Source organism: Arthrobacter rhizosphaerae (assembly GCF_023062595.1).
Lineage (GTDB): Bacteria > Actinomycetota > Actinomycetes > Actinomycetales > Micrococcaceae > Arthrobacter > Arthrobacter rhizosphaerae.
This window is the reverse complement of record NZ_JALLAN010000006.1, coordinates 62,911-82,171: the sequence shown is the minus strand read 5'-3', so window position 1 is coordinate 82,171 and position 19,261 is coordinate 62,911. Positions and strand designations below refer to the sequence as shown.

Here is a 19,261-nt window from a genome sequence, read left to right as displayed (position 1 = left end):
TAAATGATCCTGGCCTCCCTTATCTTCGCGACCATCGCAGCACTCCTCCACGTCTACATCTTCAGCATGGAATCCCTCACCTGGACCCGGCCCGCAACCTGGAAGCGTTTCAGCATCGCCTCCCAGGCTGACGCCGAAACCACCAGGTCTCTCGCCTACAACCAGGGCTTCTATAATCTCTTCCTGGCCATCGGTGCCTTCGCGGGCATCGCCGCAGTCTCACTCGGCCAGCCCGTTGTGGGCTGGACCATGATTTTCAGCAGTTGCGGCTCCATGCTGCTGGCCGCCGTCGTGCTGGCCCTGAGCGGGCGCAAGTACCTCCGCGCCGCAGCAACGCAGGGTGCCACCCCTTTCCTCGCCGTCGTGCTGGGCACCCTGGCGCTGCTGACGGCCTGAACTGACAGTGCGGGGCCGGGCGCGGCGCTGCTGGTCCTTAACCCGCCCCGGGCGGAGAATGAGAGTAAGCAGTCGGGTTCTGAACCCGTGTTCACAGGGGAGCACAATGGGCCTTCCAGACGGGAAGCCGCAGGTCGGGGATCGGGGGGACACGCCGCCACGTGACCTGGTGATCGACCTTGCCCGCTTCTTCTGCCTGGTGCTGGTGGTGGTGAGCCACACCATGATGGTCAGCCCCGTCCTTCATCCCGACGGTACCGTGACGTCGGAAAACACCTTGGGCAACCAGGACTGGTTCGAACCCGTCATCTGGATCTTTATGGTCATGCCGCTCTTTTTCGTGGCAGGGGGAATCACCGGACTCCAGTCCTGGCGCCGGCTGCGTGACCGCGGTGGAACCGGCTTCGAATTTGCCCAGGTGCGGTTGCTGCGTCTTATCCGACCTGCCGCCGCCTTGCTCGCGGTGATGTTCACGGGCCTCTGGGCCGCACTGTTGCTCGGGGTGCATCCACAGGTAATCCAGCTTCTGGCCACGGGGGCGGGCATGCCGCTGTGGTTCCTTGCTGCCTACCTCGCAGCGCAGTTGAGCATCCCCGTTCTGACCAGGTTGCATGAGCGCTCAGCGTTGCCCACCCTCGGCGGGCTCGCGATACTGGTGGTGACCGTCGACTGCTTCCGAGGAGTCCTGCCTCTCCTGGCGTACGCCAACATGGTGTTCCTCTGGTGTGCGGTGCAGCAATTGGGATTCGTGATTGCAGATGGCCATGTCAGTAAGGTGAGCCGCTCAGGGCTGGTGGCCGTCATCATCCTGAGCAACCTTCTTCTTGCCGTTCTGACCGGGTTGGGCCTCTACCCGGGGAACATGCTGGTGAACCTGAACCCGCCGAACCTGACCCTGCTGCTGCTGGGCATTTCCCAGGCGGCAACTCTTGAGCTCTTCCGTCCCGGGCTTAATTCGGTGGCTTCCGCAGGCTGGGTCCAGAAGGTTCTGGCTGTTGCAGGCCGTCGTTCCATGACCGTCTACCTGTGGCACCTGCCCGTCCTTGTTGCAATGTCAGGATTGTGGCTCCTGACTGAGTTCCCCAAACCCGCGGGTGGCACGGCTGAATGGTGGTGGTCCCGTTCGGTGGTGCTCTTGGGATTGATCACGCTCCTGCTTCCCGTACTGGCGCTTTTTGGGCGGTTGGAGGATCGTCCGACGGCGTCGATCCACACCCGTCGTCGGCCTGCCGCCGCGGTGGTGACCGCCGCCGTCGTCGTCTTCATCCCGGTGACTGATGCCGCCTTCAATGGCCTTACTCTGGGTCTTCTTGGCGGGGGAGCGGCATGTTTTACGTTGGCTGCGCTCCTTCTGGGCCGCGTTCCGGTCAGGTTGCCGGCGGAGAAGGTCACTCGCGACGCGGAACCGGCATTGCCACCGCCGCCATTTAGTGCCAATGTCGAACCATGACGGAGAACATGGTATCCACCGAGGACACGTTCAGCCCGGACGTTTCAACCCTTCGCAATGACGCCCTGCACCGGTACGAGCTGCGGGTGGGCGGCAAACTCGCGGTTCAGACCCGCTTCGTTGACCGCCCCGGACACATCGACTTCATCCAGACAGAAACAGCCGAAGAGTTCAAAGGAAAAGGACACTCCAAGGTCCTGGCGCACTTCGCCCTGGATGACGTCCTGGCCGCCGGAAAACGGATCATTCCGCATGACCCCTTCATCGCCGGCTACCTACGGAAGCACGAGGCCTACGAACTCTTCATTGACTGGCCCGAGACCCCGGCAGGCGCGGGGTAACCGGTTCTGCGGGGTAACCGGTTCTTGGCCTAGGGCGTGAAATGCGTCGACGGCGCATACGACGCAACGCTCTTCACCAGCTCCTCGGCCACGTGCCGGAGCTTCTTGTTGCGCCCGCTCGATGCCTTTGCCAGGATTCTCAGGGCCTCCTCCTGCGAACAACGGTTCTGGGCCATGATGATCCCCGCGGCAAGGTCGATCGCTGTCCTCGACTCCATGGCGGCACGCAGATCGTCGGCCAGCTGCTGCCGCGCTCCGATCCGCACCGCAAGCCTTAGCGACTTCTCGGCGTGCCGGGCAAAGGTTTCGGCGAGGTCGATTGACGTGGCATCGAAGGCATCCGGAACAGGTGCAAAAACATTGAGAGCGGCAGCGGCGCCCTCGTCGAGCGCCAGCGGGACTCCGAGTACGCTGAGCTGTCCCAGTTCTGAGATGGCGGATCCATACTCCGGCCAGCGCACATCAGTTCGTGTGTCGCGTACCAGCACAGTAGTTCCGGTATTCATCGCGTGAAGGCAGGGGCCCTCGCCGAAATTATGCTGGATCTCGTCGCACGCCCGGGAGGCGGCGCTGCTCCAGCCCGCCGTGGAGGTCCGGTGCCGCCTTTGCAGGGTGATGGCGCAAGTGACCTCCAGAGCTAACGACTCGGAAAGGGAGGCCGCCGACAATTCACACAGTTCGACGAGGAAGCTGGCGACGTCCGGGCTGTCGATCACGAGGTCCTGAAGACGTTCAGCCAGTGAGGTGTCAATTGCCATGTCGTCCATGTGCCAATTCTAGTTCCGCCGCCCGAAATGCACCGTAAGAATCCCGCCCGGACTTGTGGCCCACAATCCTGCCCTCATAGGGTGGAGGGGAGTTATGAAGTCGGCTCTTGGATATTCTCTGGATGTATCAGGTGGAGAGCCCTTGAACCAAAAACTGCGTGTCACCGTTCGCATTGACATTGAACCCGGGCACGTAACCCTCCTCGCTACCGGTTGCCTTACGCGGTCTAACTATCCGCTTCTGTTGCACATCCTGCGCCGTACTCAACGGCTTGCCAGCGGTTCGCCGATCCAGGTAGACCTGACCCAGTCCTCTCATGTGGATCCCGAAGTAGTGGAATACCTGCGGCACATCGAGGGTCGGAATAAGCCAGCGAAGGACGGGACGGACGGGGATGACACCAGGTCCGGTCCACATCCTTTCCAGCTGACGCTGATTGAGCCGCCAGAGCTGTCTGACCTTTCCGTCTACCTTGAGGGCACTCTGGAACCGGCGTCGACGGTGGCCGCGATGTCGGATGCAGGTCTCGCCGAGCTGGCCGACGCCCTGTACCGGCACCTGGACACTCGAAAGCCCCTGTTCGGTGCCCACACATGGTATGACTTTGCCGCCGGCGAGTTGCAGCGCCGGCATGCAGAGGGCTCAGATGCGCCGCCGCAAGACGAGCTGGCCATAGGCTAGGCGGGGACGGAGATCCTGCCCGAAACCGGATGGCTCTCCCCATTCTGACGCTGTGACAGATAGGGTGGTCTCACCCGGATTGCCGGTACGGTTCCACGGTCTCAGCCAGGAACCGAGCCTTCGGAAAGCAGCCTGGGAAGGGACCAATGCAGGGGGGCCTGGCCGTGAAGAGCCAGAAGATTGAGGACACCACCGGCCGGCAGTGGGGGCTCCCGCCGGCTGTGGCGGTCAGGAGAATGGCGTGAATCTCCGCCTGTTCGCCATACGGATGGTGGTCCTTTCGACAGCCATTCTCGGGGTGAACTACATCCTTTGGCGCTGGATGGATTCCCTCAACTGGGAGGCCTGGTGGATTGCGGTCCCCCTTGTCATGGCCGAAACGTACTCCCTGCTGGATTCCCTGCTGTTTGGCCTGACGATGTGGAAGTTCCGCGAACGGGACAAGCCGGCTCCACCGCCTGACGGGCTGACAGTGGATGTTTTCATCACCACGTACAACGAGCCGCTGTACCTCGTCATGACCACTGCCAGGGCTGCCAAGCAGATCGATTATCCGCACAAGACGTGGATTCTCGACGACGGAAACCGCCCGGAGCTGCGGAGGATGGCCGCTGCCGAAGGGATCGGTTGGATTACCCGGTCAGAGGACTGGGCCAACCGTCCACGCCATGCGAAAGCGGGCAACCTCAACAATGCTCTGTTGTCTACCGACGGCGAGTTCATGCTCATTTTGGATGCAGACCAGATTCCCGATCCGAGGATCCTCCACCACACGCTGGGCTATTTCAACGACCCCCGCATGGCTCTGGTGCAAACACCCCAGGTATTCACCAACGTACCTCCCCATGATCCGCTCGGCAGCCAGGCTCCGCTCTTCTACGGACCCATCCAGCAAGGCAAAGACGGCTGGAATGCCGCGTTCTTCTGCGGCTCCAATGCCATCATCCGCAGGGAAGCCCTCATGCAGCTGGGCGTGATGAGATACGTTTCCGAAGTTGAACTCTCACTCAACAAGGCACTCAAAACAGCAGGCAAGGTGGTGGCCAAAGCGCGGCGGGAGCTTGGCCCCGGCCAGGAACGGCTCGCGGCAGCGCTCACCACCGTGGCGGTCGATTTGCAGGGCGTGAAGCGGGAACTGCGGGAGGGACAGGGCATCGCCGACGTAACGTACCGCTTCCAGCGCCGCGTGGACGCGCTCGCGCGTGAACTGGTGGCCCATGATTTTGCGGCCCTCAATGCCGAACTCAGTTCGATTGAGGGACTGGCCCGGACAGTGCACACAGACGGTTCCCTCGCCGTCGTGGATAACGCGGCGCTGGACCGCTTCTCCCAACGCGACTGGTCCCCGCTCGGTGCGATTGAAACTGTCCGCGTGCTCATTGACTCTGTCAATGCCGAAAAGGACGGTGAGGCCCAGGCTCTGATGCCCATTGCAACCATTTCCGTGACCGAGGATATGGCTACGTGCATGCGGCTCCACGCCCTCGGCTGGCAATCCGCTTACCACCACGAGAAGCTCGCCGATGGACTGGCGCCAGAGGACCTCGATTCCATGCTGACGCAGAGGCTTCGCTGGGCCCAGGGAACAGCGCAGGTCATGTTCCGTGAAAACCCACTGCTGCAAAAGGGCCTGAGCCCCACTCAACGGATCATGTACCTGGGCACGATGTGGACCTACTTGTCCGGATTCGCGGCCGTGATCTACCTGGCTTCCCCGGTCATCTTCCTGACCCTCGGCATCCTTCCCGTGCAGGCCCTCAGCAGCGAGTTCTTCGTACGGCTGCTGCCTTTCCTGATCGTCAACCAATTGCTGTTCCACGTGGTGGGCAGGGGTATCAAGACGTGGCGGGGGCAGCAGTACTCCCTTGCCATGTTCCCCACCTGGATCAAGTCTGTGACATCGGCGTTCGGGAACGTCTTCCTTGGCCGGGACCTGGATTTCCGGGTGACACCGAAGACCCTGCAGAAGCGGACCACCTTGCCCTGGCATCTGATCAAACCGCAGCTCATCGCCATGGCCGTGCTGGTTCTGGCCGTGTTGGTGGGAATTGTGCGGATGTTGGCTGGCGAGGCAGACACCGTGGGGACTCTGGTCAATTGCCTCTGGGTGGCCTTTGACCTTCTGATTCTCAGCGTGGTGATCGAGGCGGTGCGTTACCCGGGCTATGAGGCGTGGTTGGCTGGGAACAGCAAGAAGGCCGGCAGCGAAAGGCCTGCAGGACACAAGAAGAAAGAGGTACGCCCATGATCGAGTTCATCAATGACACACTGGCCAACGGTGTTGGCGTTATCCGGCCCATTGGGCGGCTCAACATGGTCTCTGCGCCGCATCTTGGGGCGAATATCGAGGCGTTGATCAACGGCGGCACGGTCCGGTTGGTGGTGGATCTTGCCGGCACTGACTTCATCGATTCTTCAGGCCTTGGCGCACTCATTACCGGCCTGAAGAAATCAAGGCAGGCAGGGGGTGACCTGAGGCTGGCCAATCCCACCCCCCAGATCACTGCTGTTCTGGAGATGACCAACCTCAACAGGGTCCTTCAGCCGGTCGCGTCCGTGGAAGAGGCCTATTGATGAGCCGGTTCAGCCTTCGTGCCGACGGCGTCCCGGAGAGCCTGGAACTGGTCCACGACCTGCTGGATGAGGTGTGGGAGAGTGAGGCCGGAATAGATCTGATGGAACGCATCCGTTTTGAAACGGCGCTCATTGAAGTGGCTTCCAATATCATCGAGCACTCCAAGCCGGCCTCCTCGGATCCCATACGGTTCCGGTTGGAACTGGAGTGCTCGCCTGAGCGCCTCTATGCCGAGTTCCATGACAATGCAAAACCCGCAGGGATAGATCTTTCCGCAGCGCCGCTTCAGGAAGATCTATCCTCCCTCGACAACATCTCCTCCACAGGCAGGGGGCTCGCGCTGGCCAAAGTTGCCCTCGATGAGTTCTCCTACGCCAAGCTGGTTTCCGGCAATAAGTGGACGCTGATGTGCAAGCGGAATGCGTCCCAGGACACGGCAGGAAGCTAGCGGGGCAGGAAGCCCGGGCTTGCCGTAAGGAGAGGCCGACCCGCTGTGTGTGCCTTGAGCAGCTGTGACAGCGCGGCCAGCACCTCGTCAGGGGTCCCGCCGGCATCGATTTTCAGAAAATCCTTGCATTCGGGGATTGACCGGTAGGCGGCGTCAAGGTCGCTCAGCTCCTCGAGCGATTCCATATCGGTGCCGCGCGCCATGACTCTTTGGAGTGCCTGTTCCGGTTCAACAACAAGATGGACCACCATGTCCGGCTTCGGCAGCATGCGCAGGAGGCGGGGCAGGAAACGGCCGCGGGGAAGGCTTTTTGCCTGGCGTAACGCAAGCTGGCAATAAAGATGGCGGTCCATGACAACCAGGCCAGGGTGGTTGTGGGCGCGTGCATGGGAGACCAACACATTGAACGTGCGGATGGTGGTTTCAACGGCGTCAGCCAGGCGTGGCTGGAAGCGGAGCCCAAATCTGTTGGCGAGCAACGACATCCGGCGCCGGCCGGCGTAATTGCTCAGCAGCAGCGCTCCTCGATCCCGAGCCAGGGCTTGGGCGGCGGTGGTCTTTCCTGAGCCGTCAATTCCTGTCAGCACAATCAACAAGCGGTTTCCCTCCGTCATCAGTCAATAACCCTAACCTCTCGGCCCGCCTTTGTGGGTGTGATGTTGCAGGTCTCACACTCATACTCCAGGCCGCTGACGCTGCCGAAGGAGGAATTCTGCCCTGAATCCGCCCGGCAGAAAAGTCAATGACCGCTGATGTCTCCTGACTCCTCGGTGTGAAATGAATTACATCACATGAGTTTGACGTAAAGGGGAACCTAAGTAAGGCTTACCTTGCCCTGCCACCCAACAATGCGATCAAAGGAAGACCACTGTGACGTTGCCGTCCCCTCTGGATGAAATGCCCGCCGACGTTCCGGCCAAGCCCGCTCAGGACTTTGGTTCCCGCGTCGAGCTGGCGCTTTCAGCCACAAATCAGCTCTTCAACGCCCGCAATTCGCCCCGGTATGTGGCCCAGGTCCTGCAGGGTGTTAATGCCGTCGCCACCAAGCTGGACCGCACTACCCGGCCCTTCACCGGCGTCCAGCCCGGCGAGTTGAAGCTGAGGGTGGACGGCGTAAACCTGGAACAGCCTCTCCCGGATACGGCTGCTGCCCTTGAGGAGTTGGAGGCGCTCTACCTGAGGGACGCCATCTACTTCCATGACGCCAAGTACGCCGCCCACCTGAATTGCCCCGTCGTGATTCCGGCGCTGGTAGGCGAAGCCATTCTGTCTGCTGTGAATTCCTCCATGGATACGTGGGACCAAAGTGCAGGGGCCACCATGATTGAACGCCGTCTCATCGATTGGGCCGCCGAACGATTGCAGCTGGGACCTGCAGCGGACGGAATCTTCACCTCCGGAGGCAGCCAGTCAAACTTCCAGGCTCTTCTGATCGCCCGCAACCATGCAGCAGCAGAGCTTCGCAGGAACGCCGGGGGCGACGGAACCACAGGCCCGCGCCTTCCCGCCTTGCTCGACAAGATGCGCATTTTCACGTCGGCGGACAGCCACTTCAGCATCCGGAAGTCAGCTTCGATGCTGGGCCTCGGGTACGACGCCGTCGTGTCCGTTCCCTGCGATTCCGAGCACCGCATGGATCCCACGGCTCTGGCCTCGGCTTTGGCGGAAGCAAACGACGCCGGACTGGTCCCCATGGCTGTTGTGGCCACTGCCGGGACCACTGATTTTGGCGCTGTGGACCCCTTGGCTGACCTCGCGGCGCTGGCCCGGGCCTACGGAGCCTGGTTCCACATTGACGCTGCCTACGGTGGCGGACTGATGGTTTCGGGCGCTTACCGCCACCTTCTGGAGGGAACCGGCCTTGCCGATTCGGTCACCGTCGACTTCCACAAAACGTTCTTCCAGCCGGTGAGTTCAAGCGCGCTCCTGCTTCGTGAGTCGTCCATGCTGGGCCACGTGACCTACTACGCTGATTACCTCAACCCGGAAAGCGCCGCACGCGCCGAAATTCCCAACCAGGTTGATAAGAGCATCCAAACCACCCGGCGGTTCGATGCCCTCAAGCTGTGGCTCACCCTGCGGATCATGGGCGCGGATGCTGTTGGTGCGCTCTTCGATGAGGCGATCGATCTTGCCGCCCGGGTGGGGGAGGTGCTGGCGGAGGACCAGGACTTTGAACTGGCCGCGAAGCCGCAGCTCAGTACCCTTGTATTCCGCTACCGGCCGCTCCTTGCCGATGGTCCGCGCCTCCAGGAAGATGCGGCCGACGTCCTCAACCCGGCCATCCGTTCAGCGGTATTCGCATCGGGCAAGGCTGTTGTGGCTGGTACAACGGTGGCCGGCAGGCACTACCTGAAGTTCACGCTCCTCAACGCCGAGGCCACTCTTGAGGACATCGTCGAGATCATCACCCTCATCCGGACCACCGGCGAAACCCTGCTGCCCGATGTGCTCGCTGCCAATTCGAATGCTTCTGCGGCAGGAGTGCGCGCATGAACACGTCAACGCCCGGATTCATAAACCACAACAACCCCACAGGACGCGTCTACGATTTCGCGGGGATCGGCGTCGGGCCCTTCAACCTGGGGCTGGCAGCCCTGAGCGATCCTGTAGAAGGACTCGACGGGGTGTTCTTCGAGCGCAGGGAGTCGTTCGACTGGCACCCGGGCATGATGCTTGAGCCCGCCCACCTCCAGGTGCCGTTCATGGCTGACCTCGTGACGTTGGCCGATCCGACGTCGCAGTTCTCCTTCCTGAACTTCCTGAAGCAGACCGGGCGGCTCTACCGCTTCTATATCCGGGAAAACTTCTATCCGCTGCGCGCAGAGTACAACCAGTACTGCCAATGGGTTGCCGGGCAGCTCGAGTCTGTACGCTTCGGCACTGACGTCCGGGAGATCACGTACGACGACGGCGTGTACACACTCTCGGTGAACGGTCCCCAAGGGCCCGAGGTGCTCCGGGCACGGCGGCTGGTGCTGGGCACGGGGACGTCACCTTACGTACCGGAGGCCTGCGCGGGGGTGATGGACGCCGGCGGACTTGTCCTCCACAACGCCGACTACCTGTTGCGGAAGAGTGAGCTGCAGTCCAAGGCCAGCATCACCATCGTTGGCAGCGGGCAGAGTGCGGCGGAGATCTACTATGAGCTGCTGCAGGAGATCGACGTCTACGGGTACCAGCTGAACTGGGTCACCCGGTCCGGCCGGTTCTTCCCCCTCGAATACACCAAGCTCACGCTGGAGATGACGTCCCCGGAATACGTGGATTATTTCCACGAGCTTCCGGAGGAGCAACGGGACGGGCTGATCAAGAGCCAGAAGAACCTTTACAAGGGCATCAACTCCGAACTCATCGACGCCATCTATGACCTCCTCTACACCAAGAGCCTCTCCGGACTGGTGGACACACAGCTGCTGACCCACTCCGCGCTCACCGCGGCGTCATGGGACGCCTCCGCCGCATCCCACACTCTGGAGTTCCGGCATGAGGAACAGGGCCAGGACTACACGCTTGAGACCGAGGCCGTTGTTCTCGCCACCGGTTACAGCTACCGCGAACCCGGGTTCCTTGCCGGCATTCAGGACCGGATCGAACGCGACTCCCGCGGCCGGTTCGCCGTGGACCGGAACTACAGCACCGGCGTCGAACCTGGCGAGATTTTCGTGCAGAACGCGGAACTCCACACGCACGGGTTTGTGACCCCTGACCTTGGCATGGCCGCCTACCGAAACTCCTGCATTTTGCGGGAGATGACCGGCACAGAGGTGTACCCGGTGGAGAGGAGCATCGCCTTCCAGCAGTTCGGAGTGCCGGGGCAGGTCGTGTCAGGCCAGGGTGGCGCCGTTGGGAGCGCGGCGGGTTTGGGTGCGGCCGGTCTGCAGGAAACAGTGGCGGCCAGGGGATGAGTTTCACTTTCCGTTGCCTCGATGCTGTCCACGACGCTCCATTGCTCCACAGCTGGGTCACCAAGCCCTATGCCTCATTCTGGGGAATGCTGACAGCCAGCCTCGACGACGTTGTGGAGGAATACTCCAGAATCCAGTCGAGCGGCCATCACCATGCGCTGCTGGGGCTCGAGGGCGATGAGCCCGCCTTCCTTATGGAGGAATACCAGCCCGACGCATCACCCCTTGCGGCCGTGTACGCAGTGCAGCCAGGTGACATCGGCATGCACCTCCTGGTGGCACCGCCTCTGGGACAACCGAGATCCGGCTACACCGCCGCGGTCATGACGGCAGTACTGGAGCACCTGTTCCAGAAGCCTGGCATCGAGCGTGTGGTTGTTGAGCCGGATGCCAGAAACACCAAGATCCATGCGCTCAATGAACGGCTGGGCTTTCAGCCGGCGGGTGTGGTGGATCTTCCGGATAAGCAGGCGCTGCTGAGCTTCTGCACCCGCGCCGACTTCCATGTTGCCCGCGAACTCATCAAACACGACCTCCAGGGAGCCACCTTATGAGCACCATTGCACTCGAATCCGTGGTGGCGGCAGGACATTCTGCCGCCCACCTCAAACCGGAACTGTGGGCCAAGGCCAACCGCCATCTGGTCCGCAAGGCGCTCGCCGAATTCTCGCATGAGAGGATTCTGTCTCCGGAGAAGGTCAGCCCCGCCACCGGTGCGGCTGCAAAAGGCGAGGGAACGGCGGACTCCTACCGCATCGTCAGCGACGACGGCCTGGCCGAGTACACTTTCGCGGCTCGGCAGTTGGAACTGGAGCACTGGTCCATCGACGCCAGCACCATCGCCTGCACGCGGAACGGCGCTGAGGCCACCGTTGATGCCTTGACCTTCATCACCGAATTCCGGGACACCTTGGGCATTCGGGAAGAGATGCTGCCGGTATATCTGGAGGAAATCAGCAGCACGCTCGCCAGCCATGCTTTCAAGCAGTGGATGGGGCAGCCGTCCTCGGCCGAACTTGCCGTTGGGGTTACGGGCGGAGCTAATCCGAGCATCGACTTCCAGACCATTGAGCGCAGCATGACCGAGGGACACCCGTGCTTCGTGGCCAACAACGGCCGCCTGGGCTTCGGCATTGCGGATTTCCGTGCGTTTGCGCCTGAAGCCGGAGCGCCTGTCCAGCTCGACTGGATCGCCGTTCACCGAAGCAAAGCAGTCTTCACTTCCAGCGAAGGGCTGGGCTACCGCGAACACCTTGAGACGGAACTGGGCACCACCGACGTCGCCTTCTTCGACGCCGAGCTCCGAAGCCAAGGCCTTGATCCGGCCAGTTACTTTCTGATGCCGGTCCACCCATGGCAATGGGAAAACAAACTGACCGTGACCTTCGCTGCCGAAATCGCTCAACAGCACATTGTGCACCTCGGGATCGGGGCGGACGCTTATCAGGCGCAGCAGTCCATCAGGACCTTCTTTAACACAAGCGAGCCGGAAAAATGCTACGTCAAGACGGCCATCTCCGTGCTGAACATGGGCTTCATGAGGGGTCTCTCGCCCTACTACATGAAGGCGACCCCTGCCATCAATGACTGGTTGCAGGAACTGATCACCGGCGACGAGGCGCTCCAGTCGCGGGGGCTGGCCATGATCAAGGAAGTGGCGGCCATGGGCTACCACAATGGCTACTACGAGGCCGCATCGGCCAAGGGTTCGCCCTACCGGAAGATGCTGTCGGCACTGTGGAGGGAAAGTCCGCTTCCGCTGCTCCAGGACGGCCAGCAATTGACCACCATGGCATCACTGCTGCATGTGGACAGCTCAGGCAAACCCTTCGTTTCTGCCCTCATCGGACGGTCCGGGCTTGCCCCTTCTGACTGGCTGCGCCGCTACTTCGAGGCATATCTCATCCCCCTGGTGCACTGCCTCTTCCGCTACGAACTCGCATTCATGCCGCACGGCGAAAACGTCATTCTGGTGCTCGAGAACGGGGTGCCGGTCCGCGCCATCATGAAGGACATCGCCGAGGAGATCGTGGTGATGGGGGAGAGGCTGGAACTGCCTGAGGAAGTAAGCCGGGTCAAGGCTGACATCCCCGACGGCGAGAAGGTCCTCGCAATCTTCACTGACGTTTTCGACTGTATCTTCCGGTTCCTCAGCGCTCTTTTGGAGGAAGATTCCCTTATCAGCCAGGAGACATTCTGGCGGACCGCGGCCGAGGCCATTCGCGACTACCAGGCGCAGCATCCCGAACTCGCTGATCAGTTCTCCAGGCACGACCTCTTTGCTGACGACTTTGAATTCTCTTGCCTGAACCGGCTGCAGCTGCGGAACAACCAGCAGATGCTCGACATCTCTGATCCTTCAGGCGGGCTCCAGATGGCGGGGCGTCTGAAGAATCCGCTGGCTGCGTTCGCAAGCTGATCTTCTTTCCCTGCCGCAAGGTAAGCCATCCGACTAGTCTGAGATCATGGGCATGCCTACAGGAACAACAGCATTGATCACCGGTGCCACGGCTGGCCTGGGCGCGGAGTTTGCCCGCCAGCTGGCCGAACAAGGACATCACCTCGTACTCGTGGCAAGGGATGGGGAACGGCTGGCTGCTTCGGCTGCGGAGCTGGAGAACCTGTACAGCATCTCCACCGAGGTGATCGTGGCAGATCTTACGGACGACGGCGGCGTGGCGGCCGTCGTCGAACGCCTGTCTGATGAGGCGCGTCCCGTGGAGATCCTGGTCAACAATGCAGGGTTCGGGCTGCTCAAGTCATTCGAAGAGAATGACATTGAGGAGGAGAAGAGGCACCTGAAACTGTTGGTGGAGACGCCCATGGTGCTGAGCCATGCCGCGCTGAGAGCGATGTTGCAGCGCGGCTCCGGAAAAATCATCAATGTGGCCAGCGTTGCTGCGTTCCTTCCGCGGGGAACCTACTCGGCTGCAAAGGGCTGGCTTGTCGGCTTCAGCCGCTGGGCCAACCTCGCTTACTCCCCGCAGGGCGTTACAGTCACTGCTGTTTGCCCCGGCCTGACCCACACTGAGTTCCACGACCGGATGGAGATGGACAAGTCAGTCGCCCCGCAGTGGATGTGGCTGCATCCGGATCGCGTGGTCCGTGAAGGTCTTGCCGCGAGCGACCACGGCAAGGCGGTTTGGATTCCTTCCAAGCGGTACCGGTTCATGATGGCTGCGGCGCAGGTATTGCCGGCCAGGCTGACGACGGGACCCCCGCGAAGGGCGCGGTAGCGCCTCGGTTAAAACCGTGAGGCCCGCTTCGCGTGCTTCCCCCAAGTGGGAGCACGCAGAGCGGGCCTCAAAGTTTTTGTCAGACGCAGGTTTAATCAGGCGCCAGTTTTGATCAGGCCGGGCGATCAGACGCCGACAGGGACCTTCTCGGGCTCCTGCTCTGATGCCGGAGCGTCGAACGGCAAATCATCGAGGTCGATGAACGGGTTCTCGTCCTGAGTGGCAACCAACTCCCTGGCCTCAGCCGCCGTGTCCACGCTGGGCATGGACCCCGGTAGCGGACGGTTAGCGGATTCCTTCAGGAAGTAAATGGCGACCGCACCTATGGCCGAGGTGGCCATCAGGTAGTACGCCGGCATCATATCGTTGCCGGTGCCCTTGATGAGCGCTGCGACGATGAAGGGTGTGGTTCCACCGAAAATGGCCACAGCGAAGTTGTACGCGATTCCCATGGCTCCGTAGCGGCTGGCGGTGGGGAACTGTGCCGGGAGAGCGGAGGCAAGGTTGGCCACGTAGAACGCTACGGGGAAAGCGATCAGGGACAGGCCTGCGAGTGTCGACCAAGTTTCTCCGATTCCGATAAGCAGGAATGCCGGGGTAGCCAGGACTACTGTGCTGAGCGCGCCGATCCACAGAACCGGACGGCGTCCAATGCGGTCGGACAGCTTTCCCGTCAGTGGAATGCACAGGCTCATGATCACCAGGACCGGAATGGTGAGCAGCGTTCCGTGGACAGGATCATAGCCCTTGGATTCCGTGAGGTACGTGGGCATGTAGGAGGTCAGGGCGTAACCGGCCGTGTTTGCGGCAGCAACCAGGATCATGGCCACCAGGAGCGAGCGCCAGTAGGCCTTCACAATTCCGAATGGACCCTTGCCGGAGTCCACGGCAGCGGCGTCAGGATCCTGCGCCAATGATTCCTGGGCATCCAGCGTGGCTTGGAACTGAGGAGATTCCTCAATCTTGTTCCGGAAGTAGATGGCGATGAGACCCAACGGTCCGGCGACCAGGAACGGTATCCTCCAGCCCCATTCCTCCATGGTGGACTGACCAAGAGTCAGTTGGAGGACGGATACCAATGCGGCGCCCAAGGCGAAGCCCAGGTAACTGCCCATGTCCAGGAAGCTCGCGAAGAACCCTCGGCGCTTGTCCGGGGCATATTCGCTCACGAATGTGGTTGCGCCGGCGTATTCACCACCGGTGGAGAAGCCCTGTACGAGCTTCAGGATCACAAGAAGTACAGCGGCCCAGATGCCGATCTGCGCATAGCCCGGCAGCAGTCCCACCGCGAACGTGCTCGCCGCCATGAGCATCAGGGTTGCTGCGAGCACCTTCTGCCGGCCGATCTTGTCACCAAGCCAACCAAAGACGACACCGCCAAGCGGGCGTGCAATGAAGGTGGCGGCAAAGGTTCCCAGCAGGAACAGTGTCCGGACTTCGGGGTCAGCTTCTGGCAGGAAGACCGGGCCCATCGTGGTGATCAGATAGCCGAACACGCCGACGTCGAACCATTCCATGGTGTTTCCAACGATGGTGCCGCCGAGTGCTTTTTTGAGCATCGGCTGGTTCACTACGTTGACGTCGGACTCTTTGAGTCGTCGACGCGGTATCAGCTTTTTCCTTGCACCTGTTGGTGCGATGTTGTTGGTTCCGCTGGCGCTTGTGACGCCTGCTGAAGAGTCGGTCGTGCTTCGGTCTTTGGGCATTTGGGCAACTCCCGTGGAGGTCATTTGCTTGCGACTTGTAGCTGCCCCGCTCCGGGCAGGCCTTCAATTTTACGCGATGTCTATGGCTTTTCCGATTCTGGTGCCGTAGGCTCATGCTTTTAAGCGTCAACCAAGCGCAAATATCAGACATATTTGTGCCCTGTTGTGCCCTGTATTGGCGCCGATTTTTCGTACTTTCGCACGCGCCGTTCAAATTTTTTTGAGAAGTAGCGCCAAACGCGGCATCAATCCACCATTTTGGGCGAGGTACGGTGGCATGCGAGGTGAAGAAGGGCGTCCCGAATTGGCCCTGGTTTCGGGGTTCACAAGTAGTCTGATTATTGTTTATGGTTGAGCCATGGGAACACTGATTTTTGAGTAGCCAAGCCGGTTGGCCTTCGTCGAAGTTGTCGAAGGCCCGACCGCCACGTAACCACCAAAACTCTGCGCTTGAAGAGACCATACCTTCGCGTTGTTCCCATTTTTGATGCTCAGTCATCGGCGATTTTCCTCAGGGCTTTTCTGCCGTGGGGTGTCCGGGTCCACGCGGTACCAAGGTTTACGGTCTGCTGAGAGCGCCTGGATAGGAGACTAACCATGAACAAGCCAAAAGACTCCGGCAAGGAGCAAGAAAGCTCCAAGGGCATCAAGTCCAAGCTGACGGAAGCCCAGCAGGAGATGCTGGCCAGTAAATCGCGGGGCGGAACAACGTCCCAAAGCGTCGGCCACAACCACAAGCCCACCCACAAGAGCGGAAAGCAAGGGCCCGCCGAGAAGAAAGTCCGCTGGTAGGTACAGGAAGGAAAAGCAATGGCTGAAAAGCAGGCTGAACAAGAAATCAAAGCGGACATCGCGGAGCACCTGGCGGCCTCTATGAATGAGGTGCCGCTCCCCGAACCGGCGCCTCTCGGACTGGCGAAGATCTCCGGCGAGGGACCGCAGTGGCCGGCGGGCAACGGCAAGCGCCGCCACGCCAAAGAGAGGGGCAATGGCCATGGACGAATGGGCCAGGGGGCGGCAGTAACTGCCATCCACAGGACCAGCCGGCCGCAAATGCCGCACTCCTCCTAGCCCTGGGGACACACTAAGAGCCTGAGGATGCGCAAACGGTTTGGGGACGCCTAAATACAGGTGCCACCAGACCGTTTCCGCATCCCACGACCATTTGCGTGTCCCACGGTGATTTGCTAGAAAGCCACGGCCTCCATCACCACATCCGCGGGTTCCTTGTCCAGCCGCCAACCACGCCACACGGGGTGCCGCAGCTTTCCGCTGCTGGTCCATTCGCCATAGGTCACTTCCCCCACCAGCCCGGGCATGACCCAGTGGGCATCCGAGGCGTCGGCAGGCGGAATGTCGCTGAACGGCGAGGTTTTCCGTGAAATGGTCTCCAGCCGTTGCCGCAGTTCTTCCAGTTCGTGGACGCTGAAGCCGCTTCCGACGCGGCCCACGTAGCGCAGCGAGGAGCCGTCGGGAATGCCCAGGAGCAGCGAACCGATCGAATCCTTGCGCGACCCGTTGCCCGGACGCCAGCCGCCCACCACTACTTCCTGGGTGCGCTCCACCTTCAGCTTGAGCCAGGATTTGCTCCGCTGGCCCGTGACATACCGGCTGTCCGATCTCTTGGCCATGACACCTTCCAGGCCCAGTTCCCGTGCGCTCGCCAGGATATGTTCGACGTCGTCGTCAATGACACCGGAGAGGTACACAGGGCATTCGGACGGTTCGTAAAACCGATCCAGCCGCTCGCGCCGCTCATGCCACGGGCGCCCTCGGAGGTCTGCGCCCTCGTGGACAAGCAAGTCGAAGAGCATCAGCCGGACCGGCGTCGCCTTTTGGGCCCTGCGGACGTCGGCCGGTTTGGTGAGCTTCATGCGGGACTGGAGCAGCCCGAAGTCCGGTCTTCCTGAAGGTCCGACGGCGACGATCTCGCCGTCCGCAACGAAGTCACCTACCGGCCAGCATTCCCGCACCGTGAGCTCCGGGTAGCTCGCGGTCATGTCGTTGCCGTTTCGGCTGATGAGCCTGATTCTGCCTCCCTCGCCTATAACGAGTGCCCGCACTCCGTCCCATTTGAGCTCAAACCGCCAGTGGCTGTCACTCAGATCAGAGACGGTACCGGCGGTGGCCAGCATCGGGGTGAGGCTGTCAACGTCAGGCGGGGGAGCAGCTTTAGACGTGGGGGGAAGCGGGGAACCGTCATCACCCGGCTCAGCATCGTCATCGGATACGGACCGGCGGGGATGGTAGGTTTTGCGGCCTGGGTCCATGAGATGAATCAGCCACTGCCCTTGGTTGTCCTTGCCTTTTCCGGTGTTGATAAGGGCGAACTTCCGGGTGCCGCCCAGGTTGCCGTCATTTGCCCCCGTGAGCGTGACGATGACCTCCTTCCCGGCAATCCATTTCTCGCATTCGTACGTGCCACGGTCCCAGATGCTAACGGATCCGGCCCCGTACTGCCCCTTTGGAATGGTCCCCTCGAAGGTTGCGTAGTCCATCGGATGGTCCTCGGTCTGGACAGCCAAATGGTTCTTATCGCTGGAGGTGGGCACTCCCTTGGGCAAGGCCCAGGAAACAAGCACCCCGTCGCGCTCCAGCCGGAAGTCGAAGTGCAACCGGCTGGCATGGTGCTCCTGGATCACGAAGATTTCCCGCGGCGATCCACTGTCATCCGCCAAAGCACGATGCTGGTCGGCAGCAAAGGGCTCGGGGGTTTCGCCGGGGTCCCTCATGGACCGGTACTTTTCGAGCCGGGGATCGGCGGTGCCGCCGTCGCGCCCGCCACGTTCGTGTTCAGGGAGACGTGCTGAACTTTCGACGGCGGTGAAGGAGCCATGAGTGCTGCTTAGGCGGGGGTGACCGGCTGTAGCGGAAATCGGTGCGAAGGGATCCTTGCCATCCTTGACTCGCCGCATGACCTCCTCATAGTCAAGCTGGTGCAAAGAAGGTGCGGTGAGCTCGCGCCATGTCCGCGGCGCCGCCACAGTGGGATGGAGGCGGCCGCGGAGGGAGTAGGGCACGATGGTGGTCTTTGCGGCGTTGTTTTGGCTCCAGTCCACCAGCACCTTGCCGGTGCGCAGCGTCTTCTTCATGTCGCTGACGGCAAGCTCCGGATGGTCGGCCTCCAAAGCGCGGGCGAGTTCCCTTGCAAACGCTGAAATCTGCTCTGAACTTTGCGTACCGTCCAATCCCGCATACAGGTGGATTCCCTTGCTGCCGCTGGTCACGGGAACAGGCTCCAGTCCGACGTCCTTCAGGATCACGCGGGCAAGCTTTGCTACTTCCACGCATTCGGCAAGGCCGGCGCCTTCCCCGGGGTCAAGGTCCAGCACCATGCGGTCCGGTGGCAGGGGATCCCCGTGCGAGTCAATCCGCCATTGCGGCACATGGATCTCCAGCGACGCTATTTGGGCGAGCCAGGTCAGGGTCGCGGGATCGTTGACCAGCGGGTACTGGATAGTGCGGTCTTTGTGCGTGATGGAGGCACGGGGTATCCAGCCGGGAGCGGAGCCCTCCAGGTTCTTCTGGAAAAACACTTCTCCGGGCTCTTCAGCCGTTCCCACGCCATGAACCCACCGCTTCCGGGTGACCGGCCTGTTTTTCCCGGCCGGGATAAGGACGTGGGCTACTGCTGCGTAGTAGGCCAGGACGTCCGCCTTGGTGGTGCCGGTCTCCGGGTACAGCACTTTGTCCAGATTGGTGACCACCAGTTCACGTCCCCCCACACGGACACGTTCCTTGCTACCGGCCAT

At 61.4% G+C, this 19,261-nt stretch carries 18 protein-coding genes; 14 read left to right on the top strand and 4 right to left on the bottom strand.

Annotated elements, in window-relative coordinates:
- Positions 1 to 3 precede the first annotated feature (3 nt).
- The 3 genes from MU551_RS10065 (at position 4) to MU551_RS10055 (ending at position 2,187) form a co-directional block, all read left to right on the top strand.
- Positions 4 to 396 (top strand): DUF1304 domain-containing protein, encoded by a 393-nt coding sequence (locus MU551_RS10065; protein WP_247043440.1) that lies wholly within the window; start codon positions 4 to 6, stop codon positions 394 to 396.
- Positions 397 to 502: 106 nt separating this feature from the next.
- Positions 503 to 1,846 (top strand): acyltransferase family protein, encoded by a 1,344-nt coding sequence (locus MU551_RS10060; protein ID WP_247043438.1) that lies wholly within the window; start codon positions 503 to 505, stop codon positions 1,844 to 1,846.
- Positions 1,843 to 2,187 carry a GNAT family N-acetyltransferase gene (locus MU551_RS10055; RefSeq protein ID WP_247043436.1) on the top strand — a complete coding sequence of 115 codons (345 nt, stop codon included), beginning with the start codon at positions 1,843 to 1,845 and terminating at the stop codon, positions 2,185 to 2,187. Before MU551_RS10060 ends, MU551_RS10055 begins: the two co-directional genes overlap by 4 nt.
- A gap of 29 nt (positions 2,188 to 2,216) precedes the next feature.
- Here MU551_RS10055 and MU551_RS10050 read toward each other — a convergent pair whose 3' ends face one another.
- Complete coding sequence (locus MU551_RS10050; protein ID WP_247043434.1) at positions 2,217 to 2,954, bottom strand: GAF and ANTAR domain-containing protein; 738 nt, start codon at positions 2,952 to 2,954, stop codon at positions 2,217 to 2,219.
- A 142-nt stretch (positions 2,955 to 3,096) separates the two neighbouring features.
- Here MU551_RS10050 and MU551_RS10045 point away from each other — a divergent pair, with 142 nt between their 5' ends.
- The 4 genes from MU551_RS10045 to MU551_RS10030 all read left to right on the top strand — a co-directional run bounded on the left by MU551_RS10045 (position 3,097) and on the right by MU551_RS10030 (position 6,659).
- Complete coding sequence (locus MU551_RS10045; protein WP_247043425.1) at positions 3,097 to 3,636, top strand: hypothetical protein; 540 nt, start codon at positions 3,097 to 3,099, stop codon at positions 3,634 to 3,636.
- A gap of 268 nt (positions 3,637 to 3,904) precedes the next feature.
- Positions 3,905 to 5,884 (top strand): glycosyltransferase family 2 protein, encoded by a 1,980-nt coding sequence (locus MU551_RS10040; RefSeq protein WP_247044037.1) that lies wholly within the window; start codon positions 3,905 to 3,907, stop codon positions 5,882 to 5,884.
- Positions 5,881 to 6,210 carry an STAS domain-containing protein gene (locus tag MU551_RS10035; RefSeq protein ID WP_247043422.1) on the top strand — a complete coding sequence of 110 codons (330 nt, stop codon included), beginning with the start codon at positions 5,881 to 5,883 and terminating at the stop codon, positions 6,208 to 6,210. The genes MU551_RS10040 and MU551_RS10035 overlap by 4 nt, the downstream gene beginning before the upstream one ends.
- Positions 6,210 to 6,659 (top strand): ATP-binding protein, encoded by a 450-nt coding sequence (locus MU551_RS10030; protein ID WP_247043421.1) that lies wholly within the window; start codon positions 6,210 to 6,212, stop codon positions 6,657 to 6,659. The genes MU551_RS10035 and MU551_RS10030 overlap by 1 nt, the downstream gene beginning before the upstream one ends.
- On the opposite strand, the gene MU551_RS10025 is transcribed toward MU551_RS10030, so the two are convergent.
- Positions 6,656 to 7,255, bottom strand: a complete 600-nt coding sequence (locus MU551_RS10025) for a dTMP kinase (RefSeq protein WP_247044035.1) — start codon at positions 7,253 to 7,255, stop codon at positions 6,656 to 6,658. The genes MU551_RS10030 and MU551_RS10025 overlap by 4 nt on opposite strands.
- 301 nt (positions 7,256 to 7,556) lie before the next feature.
- On the opposite strand from MU551_RS10025, the gene MU551_RS10020 reads away from it, so the two are divergent.
- Genes MU551_RS10020 through MU551_RS10000 form a run of 5 tightly spaced genes read left to right on the top strand, consistent with a single transcriptional unit; the run spans position 7,557 to position 13,803 of the window.
- Positions 7,557 to 9,155 carry a pyridoxal phosphate-dependent decarboxylase family protein gene (locus tag MU551_RS10020; RefSeq protein ID WP_247044033.1) on the top strand — a complete coding sequence of 533 codons (1,599 nt, stop codon included), beginning with the start codon at positions 7,557 to 7,559 and terminating at the stop codon, positions 9,153 to 9,155.
- Positions 9,152 to 10,567, top strand: coding sequence for a lysine N(6)-hydroxylase/L-ornithine N(5)-oxygenase family protein (locus MU551_RS10015; protein ID WP_247043412.1), 1,416 nt, complete (start codon positions 9,152 to 9,154; stop codon positions 10,565 to 10,567). Before MU551_RS10020 ends, MU551_RS10015 begins: the two co-directional genes overlap by 4 nt.
- Complete coding sequence (locus MU551_RS10010; RefSeq protein ID WP_247043409.1) at positions 10,564 to 11,121, top strand: GNAT family N-acetyltransferase; 558 nt, start codon at positions 10,564 to 10,566, stop codon at positions 11,119 to 11,121. Before MU551_RS10015 ends, MU551_RS10010 begins: the two co-directional genes overlap by 4 nt.
- Positions 11,118 to 12,986, top strand: a complete 1,869-nt coding sequence (locus tag MU551_RS10005) for an IucA/IucC family protein (RefSeq protein ID WP_247043407.1) — start codon at positions 11,118 to 11,120, stop codon at positions 12,984 to 12,986. Before MU551_RS10010 ends, MU551_RS10005 begins: the two co-directional genes overlap by 4 nt.
- Positions 12,987 to 13,032: 46 nt before the next feature.
- Positions 13,033 to 13,803, top strand: a complete 771-nt coding sequence (locus MU551_RS10000; RefSeq protein WP_247043405.1) for an SDR family NAD(P)-dependent oxidoreductase — start codon at positions 13,033 to 13,035, stop codon at positions 13,801 to 13,803.
- A 125-nt stretch (positions 13,804 to 13,928) separates the two neighbouring features.
- Here the strand turns inward: MU551_RS10000 and MU551_RS09995 are convergent, their stop codons facing one another.
- Complete coding sequence (locus tag MU551_RS09995) at positions 13,929 to 15,509, bottom strand: MFS transporter (protein ID WP_247043403.1); 1,581 nt, start codon at positions 15,507 to 15,509, stop codon at positions 13,929 to 13,931.
- A 597-nt stretch (positions 15,510 to 16,106) separates the two neighbouring features.
- On the opposite strand from MU551_RS09995, the gene MU551_RS09990 reads away from it, so the two are divergent.
- Together MU551_RS09990 and MU551_RS09985 are read left to right on the top strand one after the other, a co-directional pair.
- Positions 16,107 to 16,301 carry a hypothetical protein gene (locus tag MU551_RS09990; RefSeq protein ID WP_247043401.1) on the top strand — a complete coding sequence of 65 codons (195 nt, stop codon included), beginning with the start codon at positions 16,107 to 16,109 and terminating at the stop codon, positions 16,299 to 16,301.
- Between the two features lie 18 nt (positions 16,302 to 16,319).
- Positions 16,320 to 16,580, top strand: a complete 261-nt coding sequence (locus tag MU551_RS09985; protein ID WP_247043399.1) for a hypothetical protein — start codon at positions 16,320 to 16,322, stop codon at positions 16,578 to 16,580.
- Between the two features lie 116 nt (positions 16,581 to 16,696).
- On the opposite strand, the gene MU551_RS09980 is transcribed toward MU551_RS09985, so the two are convergent.
- Positions 16,697 to 19,261 (bottom strand): ATP-dependent DNA ligase, encoded by a 2,565-nt coding sequence (locus MU551_RS09980; protein WP_247043397.1) that lies wholly within the window; start codon positions 19,259 to 19,261, stop codon positions 16,697 to 16,699.